Origin of the sequence: Streptomyces sp. HUAS ZL42 (assembly GCF_040782645.1) — a bacterium.
Lineage (GTDB): Bacteria > Actinomycetota > Actinomycetes > Streptomycetales > Streptomycetaceae > Streptomyces.
In genome coordinates this window covers 9,379,795-9,394,528 of sequence record NZ_CP160403.1, presented here as the reverse complement: position 1 = coordinate 9,394,528, position 14,734 = coordinate 9,379,795, and the positions used below count along the sequence as shown (strand labels likewise).

The window sequence follows — 14,734 nt, the reverse complement described above, 5'->3', positions numbered from 1 at the left end:
AGCACCCGTACAGGCCCCGGTCAGCGGATGAGCTCGTCGGTGACCCATCGTGCGACGTCGGCGGGGTACGGTCCCGGCAGTCCGAGGACGATGTGCCGGAAGCCGGCGTCGATCGCGTGGCCGATCGCGTCCTTGGTGACACGCGGTTGGTCGTAGACGACCGGCAGGTGGATCGAGCGGATGATCGAGGCGGGGTCGCGGCCGATCTCGGCGCAGTGGCGGTCCAGCAGTGTGCTGCGGCGCACGGCGTCCTCGATGTCGCCGCCCGGGATGTTCCACAGATCGGCCTGCGCGGCGGCCACACGCAGCGTCGCGGACGAGCGGCCGCCGATGAGGATCGGCGGGTGGGGGCGCTGGACGGGTTTGGGGTTGCCGAACGCTCCGGTGAGGTGGTGGTGGGTGCCCTGGAAGTCGAACGGTCGCTCCTCGGTCCACAACCGCCGGATGACCGTGCAGGCTTCGGCGAGGCTCGCCACCGCGTGCGCGAAGTCGTGGAAGGGCAGGCCGTGTGCTTCGTACTCGCGCCGGGCCAGGGGATGCCCGGGTCGTGAGCCGACGCCGATGCCGAAGTCGAGCCGTCCGCCGGAGACGATGTCGACGGTTGTGGCGATCTTGGCGAGCATCGCGGGCGGCCGGAAACGATTGCTGGTCACCATGATGCCGAGCCGCAGTCGTCGGGTCTGGGCGGCGAGGGCCGAGAGCAGCGTCCAGCCTTCGTAGGCCGGTCCGTTCGGGTCGCCTCCGATCGGCATGAGGTGATCGAACAGCCACGCGTGCTCGATCTCGGGGATCGTGTCCGCCTCGCGCCAGACGCGCAGGACGTCGTGGTAGTCGACCTGCATGGGGGCGGTCATGATCCCGAAACGAGGCCGGGGTGCATGGGGCACGGGGTTCGTGGTCCTTTCGACAAGAAGATTCGAGGGGCGGGACCGGACGAGGAGAGAGCGACCCTCGGAGGCTCAGCGGCGTCGCAGTGACGGGTCGAGCAGCGCGGGCGGAGTGTCGTACTTCTCGTGCGCGGCCAGGTCGGTCCCGGGAGCGACGATGGCGTCGATCGCGTCGAGAACATCGGCGGAGAGCACGGTGTCAGCGGCGGCGAGCTGCGAGTGCAGGTGGTCCAGCGTGCGGGGGCCGATGAGCGCACTGGTCACGGCGGGATGCGCGGTCACGAATCCGAGCGCCAGCTGGATCATGGTCAGGCCGGCTTCGTCGGCGACCTTGGCCAGCCGCTCGACGGCCTCGAGCCTGGCCCGGTTGGAGGGGATGGCGGTGTCGAAGCGTTCCGGCATGAACGTCGAGCGGCTCGTGGTGATCTCCCGGCCCTCACGGACAGCGCCCGACAGCCAGCCCGAGGCCAGCGGGCTCCACACCAGCACCCCAAGCCCGTACTCCTCGGTCACGGGCAGCACATGGCTCTCGATCCCGCGCTGGAGGATCGAGTAGCTGGGCTGTTCGGTGGCATAACGGCTCAAGTGATGCTCGCGGGCGGCCCACTGCGCCTGCACGATGCGGTAGGCAGGGAAGGTGGAGGAGCCGAAGTAGCGGATCTTTCCCGCGCGTTGCAGGTCGGTCAGGGCCGACAGGGTCTCCTCGTCGCTGGTGCTCGGGTCCCACCGGTGGATCTGGTAGAGGTCGACGTGGTCGACACCGAGACGGCGCAGGCTGTCGTCCAGCGCGGTGACCAGCCAGCGGCGCGAACTCCCCTGGTGGTTGCGCTCGTCGCCCATGGGCATGGTCGCCTTCGTGGCCAGCACGATGTCGTCGCGGCGGCCGGCGATGGCCTTGCCGACCATCTCTTCCGACTCGCCGCCGCTGTACATGTCGGCGGTGTCGATGAGGTTGATCCCGCCCTCGAGGGCGGCGTCGACGAGGGCGGTGGCCTCGTCCTGCGTGGTGCGCCCGATTGCGCCGAAGTTCATCGCGCCGAGCGCGAGGGAGCTGACCTGTACACCGGTGCGGCCCAAGGTGCGGTACTGCATGACCGTGTTTCCTCCATTGCGGATCAAGCGTGGTGGCGATGCGTGGCTTGGCGGTCGGTCCCCTGCTCTGACAGCATGAGCAAACGGAACCTAGTTCCGGAACGATGGAAACGATACGGAACACTGTTCCGTTTTTGCAAGCTCTCCAGCGGGAGGAAGCGGCGCGATGAGCGACAGCGGGGAAAGCGCAGGGCCCGGGGCCCAGTCCAAGCGGAAGGACGCCCGGCGCAACAAGGAGACTCTGCTCGCCGCGGCCGCCGCGGTCTTCGTCACGTCGGGCGTGGAAGCCCCGGTACGTGACATCGCGGCCAAGGCAGGCGTCGGGCTGGGCACGATCTACCGCCACTTCCCGACTCGAGCGGACCTCATCGTCGCCGTCTACCGGCACCAGGTCGACGCCTGCGCCGAGGCCGGTCCGGCCCTGCTGGAGACCAGCGCAACCCCATATGACGCACTGGGGCAATGGATCGATCTCTTCGTCGACTTCCTGGTCACCAAGCACGGACTCGCCGCCGTACTGCACTCCGACGACGCCGGCTTCGACGCACTGCACGCGTACTTCCTCGACCGGCTTGTGCCCGTATGCGCCCAGCTGCTCGAAGCCGCAGCCACCGCCGGCGAGATCCGCTCCGGCCTGGAGGCCTACGAGCTCATGCGCGGCGTCGGGAACCTCTGTATCGGCGCGGACAGCGATCCCCGCTACGACGCACGCCGACTGGTCGCACTCCTCATCGCAGGACTACGCCGAACACACTGACCAGGCCACACTGACCAGGCCACACTGGCCATCGGCCAGGCGGTCAGAAGCCGCACCACTGGTTGGACCCGTTGTAGGGCAGCAGGGAGTCCTTCACCCACCCGGTGCGATCGTCGTGCTGGTTGTACAGATACGTCCACGTCCCGTTCTGGCCGGACGTCCAGCAGTAGTAGATCAGAGTGTCCTGGTTGTCCGCCCAGCCGACGATCCCGCAACTTGTGCTTGAGCCGCTGCGCATGTTCGCACTGACACCCGGCGTCATCCTCACGTCCGTACCGTCCGTGCCCCAGGCACCCTGGCCGCAGGACGCGTTCGCCGACGCCGTTCCCGCCGTGCCCACAACCAGCCCCGCGGGTACGGCGAGTACCCCGACCGCCAGTGCTGCCAACTTCGCCCGTCGAGGCCCTCGCATTGTCTGCCCCCTCAGAATCCGGACGGCGGCGTCACGTTGGTGCTGATCTTGCCGTAGGTGGAGTTGGAGCCGTAGGCGATCCTGATGAAGATGTTCGTGGCCCGGCCGCCGAAGTTCGCCGTCTTCGCCGTCCAGACGCCGTTGCACTCGCTGGCCTGCGCGCCGGCCCCGGAAGGGGACACGATGACGTTCGACCGGGCGCAGACACCGTCGGTGCGGGCGTCGAGGAGCTCGAACTTCACCGTCTGCCAGTAGGAGCCGTCAAAGATGTTCTTTCCCCAGGTGACGGTGCAGTTCCGCAGCCTGGCGTGTGTGACTCCCGACGAGTCGTTGACATACAACGACTCGCAACCGACTGTCTGCGTACGGTCGCCGGTGTCAGCGGCGGCGGTGCTCGGCGCGACGGCGGCTCCTGTGAGCGTCGCGGCCAGCGCCAGGGCGGAGACGGCGGCGGTATTGGCCAGGGATTTGCGAGACGGACGTGCGGCCATGGTTCCCCCCATAGATGGATGGTGCGCACAGCGAACTGCCGTTGGAAGGGCAGGCGTGACTGCAGCGACCCCATCCGCCGAGTCGAGCTTGCGTCCGAGCAACGCAAGTGTGTTCCGGGATGCGTCCCGACAACAAGTAAGCGTGTACGGCACATTGACGCAGCGTCAGAGTGACGGCCGGTCTCCGTGGACCGGGGCCCTCGGTCTCCACGTGGGCCCCGGCCGGGCGGGAGGCGTGCTCAGGGAACGACTTCTCAGATGATCCCCTGCGCGGTCATGGCCTCCGCCACCCGCAGGAAGCCCGTCACGTTGGCGCCCAGCACGTAGTCGTCGGAGTTTCCGCCGTACGCCTCGGCGTTGGCGCGGCATTGGGCGTGGACGGTGCGCATGACCCTGGCGAGCCGGGCCTCGGTCTGTTCGAAGGTCCAGCTGTCCCGGGCCGCGTTCTGCTGCATCTCCAGTGCGGAGGTGGCCACGCCGCCCGCGTTGGCGGCCTTGCCCGGCCCGAAGAGCACCCCGGCCTCCCGGAACACCTCGACCGCCTCGGGGGTGCAGGGCATGTTCGCGCCCTCGGCGACGGCCAGCACCCCGTTCTTGACCAGCGCGACGGCGTCGTCGTGGCGCAGCTCGTTCTGGGTCGCGCACGGCAGGGCGATGTCGCACGGGACGTCGTACACCGTGCCGCGGGCCGAGAAGCGTGCGGTCGGCTTCACCTCGGCGTAGGCGGAGATCCGTGCGCGGCGCACCTGCTTGATCTCCTTCAGCAGGTCGAGGTCGATGCCGTCCTCGTCGACGAGGTATCCGGAGGAGTCGGAGCAGGCCACGGCGCGGCCGCCCAGGGCATGGGCCTTCTCCATGGCGTACACGGCCACGTTCCCCGAGCCGGAGACCACCACTCGGCGCTCGTCGAAGCCGTGGCCGCGGGTGGCGAGCATCTCCTGGGCGAAGTAGACGGTGCCGTAACCCGTGGCCTCGGTACGGGCGTGGGAGCCGCCCCAGGCCACCGGCTTACCGGTGAGGACGCCGGCCTCGTAGCGGTTGGTGATCCGCTTGTACTGGCCGAAGAGATAGCCGATCTCGCGCCCGCCCACGCCGATGTCCCCGGCGGGCACGTCGGTGTGCTCGCCCAGGTGGCGGTACAGCTCGGTCATGAAGGACTGGCAGAACCGCATGACCTCCGAGTCCGATCGGCCCTTGGGGTCGAAGTCCGCCCCGCCTTTGCCGCCGCCGATGGCCATGCCGGTCAGCGCGTTCTTGAAGATCTGCTCGAAGCCGAGGAACTTCACGATGCCGAGGTTGACGCTGGGGTGGAAGCGCAGGCCACCCTTGTACGGTCCGAGGGCGCTGTTGAACTCGACCCGGAAACCGCGGTTGACCTGCACGTCACCGCGGTCGTCGAGCCACGGCACCCGGAAGATCAGCTGCCGTTCGGGTTCGCACAGCCGCTCCACGATCCCTGTCCCCACGTACTCGGGGTGCCGGTCGAGCGCCGGGGCGAGGCTGTGCAGTACCTCGGTCGCCGCCTGATGGAACTCCGCCTCGCCGGGGTTGCGCCGGCAGACCTCCGTGTAGACGGTCTCGAGGTACGCGCTGACATCCATGGTGCTTGTCGCCTTCTCTTTCCAGAAGCCGTGAGCCGCTTCGACACGATGCCCAACGAGGCCGTCGGCTGCGTGTCCGGCAGTTCCGCAAGCGTTCACCCGAAGGTGGCGGGCAAGCCGCTCCTCATGGGGCGTCGAGCGGCTCCGACAAGTGCCATGCCGCATGGAGCCGGCGAGGGCGGTGTTGACGTCGTTCAGCTCCAATCGCCTTGGCGGCGCCCGTCGTGGTCGGCACGACGAAGTGTTGCCGAGGCCGACACCGAGCGGGGCCACGATGGGCGGGCCCGCCGATGCCACATCGTGACCAGGACAGCACCCGGCACGGTTGGCGCAACCGGGTCCGACGGCAAGTCAATGGGCGCAGAAGCTCGTGCTTCCACGCCCGGCGGACTCCGGTCAGCGGGTGGCGAGGAACTCGAGCGTGTCGATCACGCGGTTCGAGAAGCCCCACTCGTTGTCGTACCAGGCGACGACCTTCACATGGCGGCCGTCCACGCGGGTGAGGGCCGAGTCGAAGATCGACGAGGCCGGGTTACCGACGATGTCGGAGGAGACGAGTGGGAAGTCCGAGTACTCGAGGATGCCCTCGAGGGGTCCCTCAGCCGCGGCGCGGTACGCCGCCAGCACGTCGTCGCGCGTCACGTCGCGGGCGACGGTCGTGTTGAGTTCGACGATCGAGCCCACCGGAACCGGCACGCGGATCGAGTCGCCCGAAAGCTTGCCGTCCAGGTTCGGCAGCACAAGGCCGATCGCCTTGGCGGCGCCCGTCGTGGTCGGCACGATGTTGACGCCGGCGGCTCGGGCGCGACGGGCGTCGCGGTGCGGACCGTCCTGCAGGTTCTGCTCCTGCGTGTAGGCGTGCACCGTCGTCATGAAGCCGTGCTCGATCCCGGCGAGCTCATCGAGGACGGCGGCGAGCGGTGCCAGCGCGTTGGTCGTGCACGAGGCGTTCGAGACGATCGTGTGCGCGGACGGGTCGTAGGCGTCGGTGTTGACGCCGAACGCCAGCGTGACGTCGGCGCCGTCCGACGGCGCGCTGACGAGCACCTTCTTGGCGCCCGCGTCGAGGTGGGCGCCGGCGGCCTTGGCCGATGTGAAGCGGCCGGTCGCCTCGAGGGCGATGTCGACGCCGAGTGCGGCCCACGGCAGCCGCGCCGGGTCTCGCTCGGCGAGCACCGTGATGCGGCGGCCGTCGACGACGAGGGCGTCCCCGTCGACGGTCACCGGGCGACCGAGCCGGCCGGCCGTCGTGTCGTAGGCGAGCAGCCGCGCGAGGGTTGCGGGCTCCGTGAGGTCATTGACGGCGACGACCTCGAGGTCGCTGTCGCGTTCGAGCAGGGCGCGCAGCACATTGCGTCCGATGCGGCCGAATCCGTTGATGGCGATGCGAGTCATGAATGGTGTCCCTTCCTTTCGCCACCAGGCTCGCTCGCCGCATCCGGCGCTGACAGTGGCGAGATCGCCACTGTTCAAAAGGATCGCGCCACGCGGTGGGACTACTCGCCGAGCGTGAAGGTGCGCCGGTACTCGCTCGGCGTGGTGCCGAGGATGCGCTGGAAGTGCAGCCGCAGATTCGCACCCGTGCCGAGGCCGACGTCGGCGGCGATCTGCTCGACGCTGCGCTGCGAACGCTCGAGCAACTCCCGGGCCATGTCGATGCGGGCTCGCATGATCCACTGCATCGGCGTGTACCCCGTCTCGTCGACGAAACGCCGCGAGAACGTGCGCGGTGAGACCGCCGCCTGCCGCGCCAGTGTCTCGAGGGTGAGAGGCTCATCGAGGCGGTGCAGCGCCCAGTCCCGGGTGGCGGCGAACCGCTCTCCGAGCGGCTCGGGGACACTTCGCGGCACATACTGCGCCTGACCGCCGCTGCGGTAGGGGGCCGCGACCAGGCGCCGGGCCGCGTGGTTCGACGCGGCCACCCCGAGGTCGCCGCGGAGAATGTGCAGGCACAGGTCGATGCCCGATGCGGCGCCCGCCGAAGTCAGCACACTGCCCTCGTCGACGAACAGAACGTTCTCGTCGACCTGAACGAGGGGATGCTTCGCCACCAGGGCCCGCGTGTAATGCCAGTGCGTCGTGGCGCGCCTGCCGTCGAGCAGGCCCGTCGCGGCGAGCGCGAAAGCGCCGGTCGAGATGGCGGCCAGCCGCGCGCCCCGGACGTGGGCGGCGATCAGCGCGTCGACGACGGTCCGCGGAGGATCGTCACGGTCGGGGAACCGGTAGCCGGGGATGAAGACGATGTCGGCCCACGCGAGCGTGTCGAGGCCATGGGCGACGTGGTACGACAGCCCGTCGCCGCCCGTCACGAGACCGGGAGCCGCGCCGCACAGCCGCACCTCGTACGGCATGCTCGCGCGCGTGGTGAACACCTGCGCGGGAATGCCGACATCGAGCGGCTTCGCCCCCTCGAGCACAAGAACGGCGACGCGACGCAGGCGAGAAGCTGACACGGGGACAGGGTACGCAGGCGTCAGCGCCGGGTTACGGCCAGTGCCGATGGACGCCGGGCGCAGGCCTCTTCGTGATTCGGCAGCGCCTGCTCGGCCCAGATCACCTTGCCCTGGGGCGTGTACCGGGTGCCCCATCGCTCGGTCAGCTGCGACACCAGGAACAGGCCCCGGCCGCCTTCGTCGGTCGTAGCCGCGTACCGCAGATGGGGCGAGGTGCTGCTGCCGTCCGCCACCTCGCAGATCAGCGTACGGTCGTGGATCAGCCGCATGTGGATCGGCTCGCAACCGTAGCGGACGGCGTTGGTGACGAGCTCGCTCAGCACCAGTTCCATGCTGAAGGCGAGTTCGGACAGGCCCCACTCGTCGAGCTTGCCGGTCACCGCGGCGCGTACCCCCGCCACGGCGGCCGGGTCGGGCGGCACGTCCCACTCGGCGATCCGGTCCGGCGGCAGCGCATGGGTGCGGGCGATGAGCAGTGCGACGTCGTCCGTGGGGCGTTCGGGCAGCAGTGTCTCCAGCACGGCCTGGCAGCTTTCCTCCGGCGAGCGGTCGGGGTGGCCCGCCAGGGCTTCGCGCAGGAGTTCCATTCCCTCGTCCAGGTCGCGGGTCCGGTCCTCGATGAGTCCGTCGGTGTACAGGACGAGCCGGGAGCCTTCGGCGACGTCCAGTTCGGCCGCCTGGAAGGGCATGCCCCCGAGGCCCAGTGGCGGCCCCGGTGGCAGGTCGGGGAAGGTGACGCTTCCGTCGGGGTGGACCAGTGCGGGAGCCAGGTGCCCGGCGCGGGCCATGGTGCAGCGGCCCGTCGAAGCGTCGTAGATCGCGTACAGACAGGTGGCGCCCACGACGGCGGCGGGGCTGTCCGTGCACTCATCCTGGTCGATTCGGCTGACCAGGTCGTCCAGGTGGCTCAGCAGTTCATCGGGCGGGAGGTCCAGCGTGGAGAAGTTGTGCACCGCGGTCCGCAGTCGCCCCATGGTGGCGGCGGCGTGCAGGCCGTGGCCGACCACGTCACCGACGACCAGTGCCACCCGGCTGCCCGGCAGGGGAATCACGTCGAACCAGTCTCCGCTCACGCCCGACTGCGCGGGCAGGTACCGGTAGCCGACGTCCAGGGCGCTCTGCTCGGGCAGGGCCCGCGGCAGCAGGCTGCGCTGGAGGGTGACCGCCAGGGCGTGCTCACGCGTGTACCGGCGGGCGTTGTCGATGCTGACCGCCGCGCGGGCCACCAGTTCCTCCGCCAGCGAGAGCTCCTCCTCGTCGAAGGGATCGTGCTCCTTGGAGCGCCAGAAGTTGACCATGCCCAGCACGACACCACGCGCCTGGATCGGAGTCGCGATGAGCGAGTGGATGCCGTAGTCCACGATCGCCTCGGTGCGCTCCGGGTCCTGCAGTTGCCAGCCCGTTGCGGCTGACAGGTCGGTCACCAGTTCCGAGCGGCCGCTGCCGTAGCCGAGTGCCTGGGGCGTGGACGGCAGAAAGTCGATCAGCCGGCCCTTCTCGTAGAGCGGCTGGTCGTCCCGGATGCCGCACACGGCGACCCGTCGCATGCCCCGTGCCGTTGCCGCCGGCTCCTCGCCGTGCAGCACGGCGTCGGCCAGGTCCACGGTGACGAAGTCGGCGAAGCGGGGGACGGCGATACGGGCGAGTTCGTCAGCGGTCTCGATCACATCCAGGTTGGTGCCGATGACCAGTCCGGCGTCGTACAGCAGCTTGAGCCGCTCACCCGTGATCTCGGCCCGGCCGGAAACGACCTGCAGCTCCGTGGTGTCGCGCAGCGTCACCACGCTTCCCTTGGGGCCGCCGCCGCGGTCCGTGGGCCTCTGGTTGACGGCCAGCAGCCGCGATCCGGCCAGGTGCACCTCGTCCGTGGCCTCGCGCCCGGAGCTGAGCAGCGACACGGTTTCGGGTTCCAGGGTCGGCAACTGGGACACATGCCGGCCCTCCGCGTCCGAGGGCAGGTCCAGCAGTCGCCTGGCCTCGTCGTTCGCCAGCAGCAGCAGCCCGTCGTCCCCGACGATGAGCACCCCTTCGCGCACGGAGTGCAACACCGCGTCGTGGTGGTCGTACATGCGGTTCATCTCGTTCGGCGCCAGGCTGTGGGTCTGCCGTCGCAGCCTCCTGCCCACCAGCACCGTGGCGGCGGTGGCCACCCCGAGTGCGACTGCCCCGGCGGTCAGGATGATCGGTATCTGCCGGTCGACCAGACTGGTCACGTTCTTGACCTTCAGCCCGGCTGAGACGAGGGCCACCACCCTGCCATCGGTGTTCCGGATGGGCACGGTGGCCTGGACTTCGTGGCCGAGGGGGCCGTGCACGCTTTCGGTGTAGACCTTCCCCGCCAGCGACGGCTCGATCTTGCCGACGAACCGCTTCCCGATCCGGTCCGGCATGGGGTGGGTGTAGCGGATCCCCGCCGTGTCCATCACCACGACGAAGTCGACGCCCGCGGACTTGCGTCCCGCCTCTGTGAGCGGCTGCAGCACCTTCGACGGATTGGGGGCTTGCAGTGCGGGCAGAACGCCCGGGGAGTGCGCGAAAGTCTGCGCCACGGCTATGGAGCGGCGCTTGGCCTCGGCGTTGGTGTCCCGCTGCGACTGCAGGACGAGAGCGAAGACGGCGAATGCCACAAGCAGCACCACCAGCGCCACCTGCAGAAGGAATATCTGACCGGCGACGCTTCGCAAGTTCTTTCGCGCGAGTGACCACGGGAGCATGCGTCGAATCCGGGCAAAACGGTCTGCCATCCGGCCTTTCTAGCATTCGTCGTCACGAGTCGTCACGACCTCGCGCTTGGAGCTTTGGCCGTAGACGGACCTCCCTCGTCTCTCTCATCACACCAGTCACTGCAGTCACTCCAGCCAACCAGGGTGGGAATTCGCCCCAAGTGGAAGCCGTCGCTGCTGTCCCGCGCCGGATGCGGGACAGCAGCGGTCGGCGTCTACTTGGTCAGCGGCGCCAGCTTCGGGTCGTTGGCGTAGGCCTCGGCCGCGTTCTCCTTGGTCACGATGACCGGCGGGAGGAGGTACGAGGGGACGACCTTGACACCGTTGTCGTACGACTTGGTGTCGTTGATCTCCGGCTTGTCGCCCTTCTGCAGGGCCTTGACCATGGTGACGGTCTCGACGACGAGCTTGCGGGTGTCCTTGTTGATGGTCGAGTACTGCTCGCCCGCCATGATCGACTTCACCGACTCGACCTCGGAGTCCTGCCCGGTGACGACGGGGACCGGCTTGCCGGCACCCTTCACCGAGGTGATGATCGCGCGGGCGAGGGTGTCGTTCGGGGACAGGACGCCGTCGAGCGTCTTCGTGCCGTACGTCGAGGTCAGCAACGAGTCCATCCGCTGCTGGGCGTTCTCCGCCTTCCATCCCTGGATCGCCGTCTGCTTGATGTCCGTCTGACCGGATCCGACAACGATGTCGCCCTTGTCGATGAGCGGCTTGAGCACGTCCATCGCACCATCGAAGAAGACCTTGGAGTTGTTGTCGTCGGGCGAGCCGGAGAACAGCTCGATCGTCCAGGGGCCCTTGGCCTTCTTCGCCTTCATGCCGTCGAGGAGCGCCTGCCCCTGCAGCTGGCCGACCTTGAAGTTGTCGAACGCGATGTAGTAGTCGACGTCGGGCGTGTTGGTGATCAGCCGGTCGTAGGCGATGACGGTCGCGCCTGCCTGCTTGGCCTGCGCCACCTGGGTGGACAGCTGCGAGGCGTCGGTCGCGCCGATGACGATCACCTTCGCGCCCTTGGTGACCATGGACGAGATCTGCGCCTGCTGGTCCGCGACGGTGGTCGAGGCGCCCGCGTACTGCACGTCCGCCTTGAAGCCGGCCTCCTTGAGGCCGTTGGTGAACAGGTCACCGGCGAGCACCCAGTTCTCCGAGGTCTTCGCGGGCAGCGCGACCCCGACGAGGGAGTCCTTCGCGAACCCCTTGGCGTCGGCGCTGCCCGAGTCGGCGCCCTCACGTTCGTTGGAGCATGCCGTGCCCAGGGTGAGCAGCGCGACGGCGCCGACCGCGGCGATGCTTCGGATGATGCTTGTACGCATGGTGGGATGAGCCCTTCTTGCCGTGGTGCCGGGTGAGTTGAGCGCCGTGGTTGGCGGCGCCCTCGGTGACGGTCGTGCGTTCAGCCCACGACCTGAGCCTTGTCCGGATCGGAGGCCTGCTTCGGCGAATCGGCCGGTGCGGCCGCCTCGTCCCGCTGGAACGGGCGCATCAGCGTTCCGATGATCGAGAAGCGCCCCTGCTTCTTGCTGTAGACGTCGAATGCGACGGCGAGGAGGAGGACCAGGCCCTTGATGATCTGGACCATGTCGGAGCCGACGCCCTCGAGTTGCAGGCCGTTGTTGAGCAGAGCCATGACGAGACCGCCGACGATGGAGCCGCTGATGGTTCCGAGGCCGCCGGAGACCGCCGCGCCGCCGATGAAGACGGCCGCGATGGCGTCGAGTTCCCAGCTCAGACCGTCCTGCGGGCCGGAGGCCGCGGACCGCGCCACGAAGATCATGCCGGCCAGTGCGGCGAGGACGGACATGTTCATCATGACGAGGAAGTTGACCTGCCTGAGCTTCACCCCGGACAGCTCGGCGGCGCGGGCGTTGCCTCCGACGGCGTAGATGTGCCGGCCGCCGATGGTGTTGCGCGTGTAGTAAGAGTACGCGAGCACCAGGACGATCAGGATGATGCCGGAGATGGGCAGGCTGGTGCCGATGCGGCCACCGGCGAAGCGAAGCGTCGCGAAGACGATGACGCTCAGCATCACGGCCAGCCGAATGCCCGTCACCCACAGCGGGGCGGCGTCGGCGTTCATCGCGCGCCGGGTCTGCCGTGCCTTCCACTCCCGCCACACCACGCCCAGGCACGCGGCCAGGCCGAGCAGCAGGGTCAGGTTGTTGTATCCGGTGTCCGGCCCCACTTCCGGCAGGAAGCCGGCTCCGATGTCACGGAAGCCGGTGGGGACCGGCACGGTGTCGGCGTTGCCGATGTACTGGTTGCCGCCCCGGAACAGCAGCATCCCGGCCAGGGTGACGATGAAGGCCGGTACCCCCACGTAGGCGACCCAGAAACCCTGCCAGGCGCCGATCGCCGCGCCGACGAGCAGGCCGAGCAGGATGCCCAGGGGCCACGGGAGCGAGTACTCCTGCATCACCTTGGCGACCACGATGCCGGTGAACGCCGCGACCGAGCCGACCGAGAGATCGATGTGGCCGGCGACGATCACCATCAGCATGCCGATGGAGAGGATCAGGATGTACGAGTACTGGCTGACGACGGCGATGAGGTTGCCGGAGGTCAGTGTCAGGCCTCCGGTCCAGATCTGGAACAGCACGACGATCGCCACGAGAGTCGAAATCATGCCGAACTGGCGGGCGTTGGAGGTTGTGCCTCCGAAGAGGTTCTTCTGCAAGTCTGTGATGCGGCTCATGGGGTCGCTGTCTTCGTGTTGGAGGTCATCTTCTTCATGAGGAGTTCCGGGTTCGCTGCGCGGCGCGTCACCTCACCGGTGATGGCACCCTCGAACACGGTGTAGATGCGGTCGCACAGTCCGATGAGCTCGGGCAGCTCGGAGGAGATGACGATGACGCCCTTGCCCTGGCCGACGAGCCGCTGGATGATCCCGTAGATCTCGAACTTGGCACCCACGTCGATGCCGCGTGTCGGCTCGTCGAGGATCAGCAGGTCTGGGTCGGTGAACATCCACTTCGCCAGGACCACCTTCTGCTGATTGCCGCCGGAGAGCTTCACGACGCCCTCGTCGACGCTGGGGGTCTTGATCCTGAGACTCTGGCGGAACTCCTCGGCGACGTGATGCTCACGAACCGGATCGACGACGCGACGCCGGGCGATCTTCGACAGCTTGGCGGCCACCATCGAGGTCTTGACGTCGTCCAGCAGGTTGAGGCCGATCGACTTGCGGTCCTCGCTGACGTAGGCGAGTCCGTGCCGGATGGCGTCCGCCACCGACTTCAGCTGGATCTCCTTGCCGTCCTTGAAGACCCGGCCGGAGAGGTAGTGGCCGTAGGAGCGGCCGAACAGGCTCATCGCGAGCTCGGTGCGTCCGGCGCCCATGAGTCCGGCGAAGCCGACGATCTCGCCGCGCCGGACGGTGAAGTGGGAGCCCTTGCACACGAGCCGTTCGTCCGAACTCGGGTGCCTCACCGTCCAGTCGCGGACCTCGAAGAACACCTCGCCGACGTCCGGCGTGTGATCGGGGAACCGGCTGCTGAGCTCGCGGCCGACCATGCCGCGCACGATGCGGTCCTCGTTGACGCCGTCGGCCCGCACGTCGAGGCTCTCGATCGTCCGGCCGTCCCGCAGGATCGTGATGGTGTCGGCGACCGCCTCGATCTCGTTGAGCTTGTGGGAAATCATGATCGACGTGATGCCGCGCTCCCGGAAGCCGCGCAGCAGGTCCAGCAGATGCCGGGAGTCGGCCTCGTTCAGCGCCGCGGTCGGCTCGTCGAGGATGAGCAGTTTCACATCCTTCGCGAACGCCTTGGCTATCTCGACGAGTTGCTGCTTGCCGACACCGATGTCCTTGACCAGCGTGTCCGGATCCTCGTGGAGCCCGACCTGTTCCATCAGCTCGAGCGCCCGGCGCTGTGCGGTCTTCCAGTCGATCCCGCCGCGCCTGCGCGGCTCGTTGCCGAGAAAGATGTTCTCGGTGATCGACATGCCGGGGACCAGCGCCAGCTCCTGGTGGATGATGACGATGCCGGCCTGCTCGCTGGCGCGGATGTCATGGAAGCGGACCTCGTCACCGCGGTAGACGATGTCGCCCGTGTAGCTGCCGTGCGGGTGCACGCCGCTGAGCACTTTCATGAGGGTGGACTTGCCTGCGCCGTTCTCGCCGCAGATCGCGTGGATCTCCCCCTCCTTCACCACCAGGTTGACGTCCGCGAGCGCCCTCACGCCCGGGAACGTCTTGGTGATCGACCGCATCTCCAGCAGGACCGGGTGTTGGTTCATGAGCGGAGCCCCGCGCCGCGGCGACCGCGACGATCACATCGTTCCGGGTCCTTGGGGATGCGACATTTCGTGGACA

General features: G+C 68.4%; 12 protein-coding genes. 1 reads left to right on the top strand and 11 read right to left on the bottom strand.

Translation table 11 applies throughout. The features are described from left to right. Positions 1 to 20: 20 nt before the first annotated feature. The gene (locus ABZO29_RS42940; RefSeq protein ID WP_367325622.1) at positions 21 to 854 is read right to left on the bottom strand and encodes an LLM class flavin-dependent oxidoreductase; all 834 of its coding nucleotides are present in this window, start codon (positions 852 to 854) and stop codon (positions 21 to 23) included. A 105-nt stretch (positions 855 to 959) separates the two neighbouring features. Continuing rightward, entirely contained in the window at positions 960 to 1,979 is a 1,020-nt protein-coding gene (locus ABZO29_RS42935) for an aldo/keto reductase (RefSeq protein WP_367325621.1), read from the bottom strand. A 166-nt stretch (positions 1,980 to 2,145) separates the two neighbouring features. Here ABZO29_RS42935 and ABZO29_RS42930 point away from each other — a divergent pair, with 166 nt between their 5' ends. Then, positions 2,146 to 2,736 carry a TetR/AcrR family transcriptional regulator gene (locus ABZO29_RS42930; protein ID WP_367325620.1) on the top strand — a complete coding sequence of 197 codons (591 nt, stop codon included), beginning with the start codon at positions 2,146 to 2,148 and terminating at the stop codon, positions 2,734 to 2,736. Positions 2,737 to 2,779: 43 nt separating this feature from the next. On the opposite strand, the gene ABZO29_RS42925 is transcribed toward ABZO29_RS42930, so the two are convergent. From ABZO29_RS42925 to mmsA, 9 genes are all read right to left on the bottom strand, one after another. Next, complete coding sequence (locus tag ABZO29_RS42925) at positions 2,780 to 3,148, bottom strand: SH3 domain-containing protein (RefSeq protein WP_367325619.1); 369 nt, start codon at positions 3,146 to 3,148, stop codon at positions 2,780 to 2,782. Positions 3,149 to 3,159: 11 nt separating this feature from the next. Next, positions 3,160 to 3,639, bottom strand: a complete 480-nt coding sequence (locus tag ABZO29_RS42920) for a hypothetical protein (protein WP_367325618.1) — start codon at positions 3,637 to 3,639, stop codon at positions 3,160 to 3,162. 254 nt (positions 3,640 to 3,893) lie between these two features. After that, entirely contained in the window at positions 3,894 to 5,240 is a 1,347-nt protein-coding gene (gene gdhA / locus ABZO29_RS42915; protein ID WP_367325617.1) for an NADP-specific glutamate dehydrogenase, read from the bottom strand. Between the two features lie 396 nt (positions 5,241 to 5,636). Beyond that, positions 5,637 to 6,635: a type I glyceraldehyde-3-phosphate dehydrogenase gene (gene gap / locus ABZO29_RS42910; protein WP_367325616.1), complete on the bottom strand. Its 999-nt coding sequence runs from the start codon at positions 6,633 to 6,635 to the stop codon at positions 5,637 to 5,639. 101 nt (positions 6,636 to 6,736) lie between these two features. Next, positions 6,737 to 7,693, bottom strand: a complete 957-nt coding sequence (locus ABZO29_RS42905; protein WP_367325615.1) for a GlxA family transcriptional regulator — start codon at positions 7,691 to 7,693, stop codon at positions 6,737 to 6,739. A gap of 20 nt (positions 7,694 to 7,713) precedes the next feature. After that, positions 7,714 to 10,407 (bottom strand): SpoIIE family protein phosphatase, encoded by a 2,694-nt coding sequence (locus ABZO29_RS42900; protein WP_367325614.1) that lies wholly within the window; start codon positions 10,405 to 10,407, stop codon positions 7,714 to 7,716. 224 nt (positions 10,408 to 10,631) lie between these two features. Beyond that, complete coding sequence (locus ABZO29_RS42895; RefSeq protein WP_367325613.1) at positions 10,632 to 11,735, bottom strand: substrate-binding domain-containing protein; 1,104 nt, start codon at positions 11,733 to 11,735, stop codon at positions 10,632 to 10,634. Positions 11,736 to 11,815: 80 nt separating this feature from the next. After that, on the bottom strand, positions 11,816 to 13,114 hold the full coding sequence (mmsB, locus tag ABZO29_RS42890; protein WP_367325612.1) for a multiple monosaccharide ABC transporter permease: 1,299 nt from the start codon (positions 13,112 to 13,114) through the stop codon (positions 11,816 to 11,818). Continuing rightward, a complete protein-coding gene (gene mmsA, locus ABZO29_RS42885) occupies positions 13,111 to 14,631 on the bottom strand; it encodes a multiple monosaccharide ABC transporter ATP-binding protein (RefSeq protein ID WP_367326399.1) in 1,521 nt (506 codons plus the stop codon). The genes mmsB and mmsA overlap by 4 nt, the downstream gene beginning before the upstream one ends. Positions 14,632 to 14,734: the final 103 nt, after the last annotated feature.

What these genes read in the sequence shown, in the direction of transcription:
- ABZO29_RS42940 (WP_367325622.1), bottom strand. Translation starts at nt 854, where the DNA reads ATGACCGCCCCCATGCAGGTCGACTACCACGACGTCCTGCGCGTCTGG.
- ABZO29_RS42935 (WP_367325621.1), bottom strand. Translation starts at nt 1,979, where the DNA reads ATGCAGTACCGCACCTTGGGCCGCACCGGTGTACAGGTCAGCTCCCTC.
- ABZO29_RS42930 (WP_367325620.1), top strand. Translation starts at nt 2,146, where the DNA reads ATGAGCGACAGCGGGGAAAGCGCAGGGCCCGGGGCCCAGTCCAAGCGG.
- ABZO29_RS42925 (WP_367325619.1), bottom strand. Translation starts at nt 3,148, where the DNA reads ATGCGAGGGCCTCGACGGGCGAAGTTGGCAGCACTGGCGGTCGGGGTA.
- ABZO29_RS42920 (WP_367325618.1), bottom strand. Translation starts at nt 3,639, where the DNA reads ATGGCCGCACGTCCGTCTCGCAAATCCCTGGCCAATACCGCCGCCGTC.
- gdhA (WP_367325617.1), bottom strand. Translation starts at nt 5,240, where the DNA reads ATGGATGTCAGCGCGTACCTCGAGACCGTCTACACGGAGGTCTGCCGG.
- gap (WP_367325616.1), bottom strand. Translation starts at nt 6,635, where the DNA reads ATGACTCGCATCGCCATCAACGGATTCGGCCGCATCGGACGCAATGTG.
- ABZO29_RS42900 (WP_367325614.1), bottom strand. Translation starts at nt 10,407, where the DNA reads ATGCTCCCGTGGTCACTCGCGCGAAAGAACTTGCGAAGCGTCGCCGGT.
- ABZO29_RS42895 (WP_367325613.1), bottom strand. Translation starts at nt 11,735, where the DNA reads ATGCGTACAAGCATCATCCGAAGCATCGCCGCGGTCGGCGCCGTCGCG.
- mmsB (WP_367325612.1), bottom strand. Translation starts at nt 13,114, where the DNA reads ATGAGCCGCATCACAGACTTGCAGAAGAACCTCTTCGGAGGCACAACC.
- mmsA (WP_367326399.1), bottom strand. Translation starts at nt 14,631, where the DNA reads ATGCGGTCGATCACCAAGACGTTCCCGGGCGTGAGGGCGCTCGCGGAC.